Source organism: Pseudomonas sp. KB_15, assembly GCF_052114525.1.
Classification (GTDB): domain Bacteria; phylum Pseudomonadota; class Gammaproteobacteria; order Pseudomonadales; family Pseudomonadaceae; genus Aquipseudomonas.
Genome location: NZ_JBFREX010000165.1, coordinates 1 through 518 on the forward strand (window position 1 = coordinate 1; position 518 = coordinate 518).

Consider the following 518-nt stretch of genomic DNA (forward strand, 5'->3'; position numbering starts at 1 on the left):
GCAATATCTACCTGCGCGAGGACGAATCGCCGATCCTGCTCGACTTCGGCGCCGCGCGGCAGATCCTGACCATGGAAGCCGCCCGCTTCCAGCCGATGTACACCCCCGGTTTCGCCGCACCCGAACTCTACGGCAAGCACAGCGACCTCGGCCCCTGGACCGACATCTACAGCCTGGGCGCCACGCTCTACGCCTGCATGGCCGGCATGCCGCCGCAGGAGGCCAACCAGCGCGAGAAGGAAGACCGCATGGGCGAGTCGATCTCCCGGCTGCGCGCCACCTATACCAACGGGCTGGTGGACCTCGTCGAATGGTGCCTCCGGCTCACGCCGTCCGAGCGCCCGCAAAGCGTGTTCCGCCTTCAGAAGGAGTTGCGCGACCAGAGCAACGCGCTGGGCGAGCAATCGGCCGCCGCGGCGGCAGCCAACCCTGCTGGGCCCGTTACCGAACGCATGAACGCGACGAGCCGCTTCATGACCTTGCTGCGCCGCCGCGACGACACCGCCACGACGCAGAGC

Annotated in this window: 1 protein-coding gene; it reads left to right on the top strand. The window is 68.1% G+C overall.

The window, feature by feature from the left end; translation table 11 throughout:
* Nucleotides 1–518: protein kinase domain-containing protein (locus AB4Z35_RS30250; RefSeq protein WP_442101195.1), on the top strand; the 518-nt coding region annotated here is incomplete at both ends.